Origin of the sequence: Microbacterium sp. 71-23 (assembly GCF_001897265.1) — a bacterium.
Classification (GTDB): domain Bacteria; phylum Actinomycetota; class Actinomycetes; order Actinomycetales; family Microbacteriaceae; genus Microbacterium; species Microbacterium ginsengisoli.
This window is the reverse complement of sequence record NZ_MKSL01000017.1, coordinates 1-3,182: the sequence shown is the minus strand read 5'-3', so window position 1 is coordinate 3,182 and position 3,182 is coordinate 1. Positions and strand designations below refer to the sequence as shown.

At 64.6% G+C, this 3,182-nt stretch carries 7 protein-coding genes; 4 read left to right on the top strand and 3 right to left on the bottom strand.

Annotated features, from left to right (window positions below; genetic code table 11):
• Positions 1-246, bottom strand: a 246-nt coding sequence (locus BGO15_RS06570; protein ID WP_286747646.1) for a hypothetical protein, incomplete at its 3' end; no start/stop codon positions are given.
• Entirely contained in the window at positions 233-466 is a 234-nt protein-coding gene (locus tag BGO15_RS06565; protein ID WP_056208390.1) for a hypothetical protein, read from the bottom strand. The genes BGO15_RS06565 and BGO15_RS06570, both read right to left, overlap by 14 nt.
• A 394-nt stretch (positions 467-860) precedes the next feature.
• On the opposite strand from BGO15_RS06565, the gene BGO15_RS06560 reads away from it, so the two are divergent.
• The 4 genes from BGO15_RS06560 (at position 861) to BGO15_RS06545 (ending at position 2,621) form a co-directional block, all read left to right on the top strand.
• Positions 861-1,055, top strand: coding sequence for a type II toxin-antitoxin system HicA family toxin (locus BGO15_RS06560; RefSeq protein WP_056208385.1), 195 nt, complete (start codon positions 861-863; stop codon positions 1,053-1,055).
• A complete protein-coding gene (locus BGO15_RS06555; RefSeq protein ID WP_056208381.1) occupies positions 1,052-1,231 on the top strand; it encodes a hypothetical protein in 180 nt (59 codons plus the stop codon). The genes BGO15_RS06560 and BGO15_RS06555 overlap by 4 nt, the downstream gene beginning before the upstream one ends.
• A complete protein-coding gene (locus tag BGO15_RS06550; protein ID WP_056208377.1) occupies positions 1,228-1,608 on the top strand; it encodes a hypothetical protein in 381 nt (126 codons plus the stop codon). The genes BGO15_RS06555 and BGO15_RS06550 overlap by 4 nt, the downstream gene beginning before the upstream one ends.
• 266 nt (positions 1,609-1,874) lie before the next feature.
• Positions 1,875-2,621: a hypothetical protein gene (locus tag BGO15_RS06545; RefSeq protein ID WP_056519286.1), complete on the top strand. Its 747-nt coding sequence runs from the start codon at positions 1,875-1,877 to the stop codon at positions 2,619-2,621.
• Here BGO15_RS06545 and BGO15_RS06540 read toward each other — a convergent pair.
• A partial coding sequence (locus tag BGO15_RS06540) for a hypothetical protein (protein WP_286747637.1) occupies positions 2,618-3,182 on the bottom strand: 565 nt, incomplete at its 5' end. The genes BGO15_RS06545 and BGO15_RS06540 overlap by 4 nt on opposite strands.

Here is a 3,182-nt window from a genome sequence, read left to right as displayed (position 1 = left end):
AGAGCGGAAGAAGTACGACACCCGCCACTGCCCGTCGGGGAGCTGCTTGCGCCATTGGTTGATCGTCCCGACGACCTCGATCTCGGCCGGGTCGTACCCGAACGAGCGGAGCAGCTCGGCGTCGGTCGCGACCGGCTCGATAGGCCCCGTCACGATCTCGACCTCGTCACCGCGGACCACTTGCCGCGCGCGCCACTCCGCGGGGACATCGGGCACCGTTGCGCGCACCTCGTCAGCCAGCGACATTCAGCGCCCTCCGATACTTCCCGACCTGGACGTCAGAGACGTCGAGCCCGTGCCGGGCGAGCAGCGCATGCACGTCGACATGCCGCCACGCGGGGTCGCTCAGGGCGCGCATCGCCGCCTCGCGGTCGGCGGCGTCGAGCCGGTCAAGCCAGTCGTCGATCTTCGTTCGCCGACGCGGCGCCTCCGGCGGTCCCGCGTTCACGTCGTCACTCAGTGACATGTGAGACTCCCTCCGCTCGATCGGTAGGTAGAGCAACGCCCCACAGCGCCCGCGACCGTGTGCGCCAAGAATCGACCCGCGGCGCCCGCAGAATGCGCGGCGACTCGACGACGGGTGCGTGAGGGCAGAAGGTGAGGGTCAGCGGCGGCGGGGCGCGCCCCCAAGCCGGGCACGGCTGGGGAAGCTATGGACCCAGGGAGTGTCACATCGGACTCACCCCCTTTGGCCAGGGCAGCGGGAACGCGAAAGGCCCGGCAGAGTCGCCGGGCCTTTCGTCATTTATCGCGCAAGCTGAGCTTATCAAGACCACGCGACACACCGCAAGCGGTAAGGTCGATCCGCCTTTGTCTAGCCCGACTTGACTTGTAGTGTCTAGTCGGGCTAGACTATTCTCATGATCAGCGAGCAACCCACACGCAAGGTCGTCAAGATGATGCGCAACGCCGGATGGAGCCCCCTCCGCACCGTCGGATCGCACACCGTCTGGCAGTCCCCGACCGGAGCGACCTTCACGCTCCCCGACGGGCACCGCACCATCAGCCCCGGCGTGTACCGGAACCTGCTCAAAGCAATGGAGGAAGGCGAATGAGCGACACATATAGCCCCGAGAACATCGCCCGCTCCCGCGGGCGGGCCGCGTGGTTCCGCCGCGCAGCCACCGAATCCGACGAGATCACCTCGGCCGAGTACCTAGCCGCCGCCGAAGCTATCGAACTAGGCGCAGACATGCGCGAAGCCGCCGCACTGGAAGGAGTCACCCGATGAAGCACTACACCGCCACCGCGAGCCGCGACGGGAAATGGTGGATGATCCGCATCCCCGACCTCGACGGGCTCACCCAGACCCGCCGCCTCGGCGACGCCGAGAGCACCGCCCGCGAGTACATCGCCGCAACACTCGACGTCGCACCCGACGACATCGCCGTGACCGTGACCGTGTCCGACGTGAACGGACTCGACGTGCTCGCCGAGACGCACGCGATCAGCGCAGCACGATCGGACGCCGCCGCCCTCGAGCGCGCAGCATCCGACCGTGCCGTCAGCCTCGCGAAGCGCCTCGCCGCCGCCGAGATCCCCGTCCGCGATATCGGCACGATCATGGGCGTCTCCCACCAGCGCGCCGCGCAGCTCGTCAACACCTGAGCGCCGCTCCCCCTGCGGCCCCCGAGATCGCGTCTCAGCCCAGAGGCGCAAGGAGGTGAGGTAGTCGATTCGGTGTGGCGTCCGACTATGCGCCGGCCACCAAGCAATGACCAGACACTTCGCCACCGATCCGCCGCGCACTCAATGATTGCCGACGGATACATTGAGTGCAGATTCGGCTTCAACCGACATGCTCCACTCGGCATTCAAAAACGCGCAGCGCGAGTAATCCGCCTGTCGGCCGGTTCCCATCAACGAGAGGCTGGATGTACACAATGACAAACCCGGCGCGAGAACTCGCCGACATGCTTACGGGATGGAAGAACATCCCCCCCGGAAAGAACGTCCACATGCTGCGGACCACTCACACGGGCGATCTTGACGCGTGGCGAACCCAAGCGCACGCAGCCGCACTGCTGGGAGACGTTGACCGATTTCTCGCAGCCATGAAGTCATCTGGTCAGCGTGTCGACCATTACCTGCGTTTCATGCCGATGTGGACCGCCGCAGTGTTTGTCCCCGATCGGGCATGGGGTGAGATGGCCGGACAGGCGGAACTGCCGCTCTTCAGCCAAGAGCTGATCGACATGCTCTACGCGACTGGTGACCTCATTGATTCGACCGAGCTTGCAGTCCCCCTCGCAGCGCCGACGCGAAGCGCGAGCATGGACGCGCTCGACGAACTCGACTCGATTCTGAACTCCGGCGAGATTTCGATGCGGGAACCGGAACGCCGCTACATCTTCGAACTCATCGCGTCGTGCCGTGCGGTGTACCGCGAATCTGAAGCCTTCGGCAGTGTCGATCTACTTCGTAGGGTGCACGAACTACTGGGTGTCCTCACGATGCTGGCGGATTCGCTCGGAGACGACAAGGAGAGCGCGAAACTCGCCGAACGCATTCGCACGGTCGCCCGGAAGGTGATCCCATACGCATCATTCGGTACCCGACTAGCCGCGGGCACCCTTGGCGCAGCCGCCGACGTGATCCAGATCACGAGTGGTCTTCATTAGGAGCCATCGAGACCTAGCGTTCGAACAATCCGCTTAAGTTCAGCCGATCGGCGCGGCTTGGCGCGCGCCTTCTCCTCCGAGTCGATCGCCAGGACGAGAGCGCATGCCGCTAGACCTAGATTCGCGCCATGCGTTTCGTTGCTCGCGGACGGATTGAACGCGACCCCGATCGGACTGGAGGGGTCCACGCTGGAATAGAAGTCAGAGATCGTGATGCCACTGTGAGATTGCTCAGACAGTGCCCGGTACGTGATGTACCAGTTTCTGCCGTCCTTCAACGCCAGACAGCGCTGCTCGAATACAAACGCTCGCGGCCCCTCGCTGGCAGATAGCTGCTTGATTACGTTGTCGGCTTGCGCCAGCAACTCACTGACGTCGCGGCCCGTTAGAGCGAGTTCACTCAGCGCCTTGACCCGCTGCTTCGCTCCATCACGCACCATCGCCACACCGGATCCCGGGGTGATCAGCAGCCATGCCGCTGTGACGGCGCACTCGACCAGCTGAGCCGCCCCCTTCATTCGGTCCGGACGTTCTGTGAGTCGTCGGTTTCCATTTGATGGG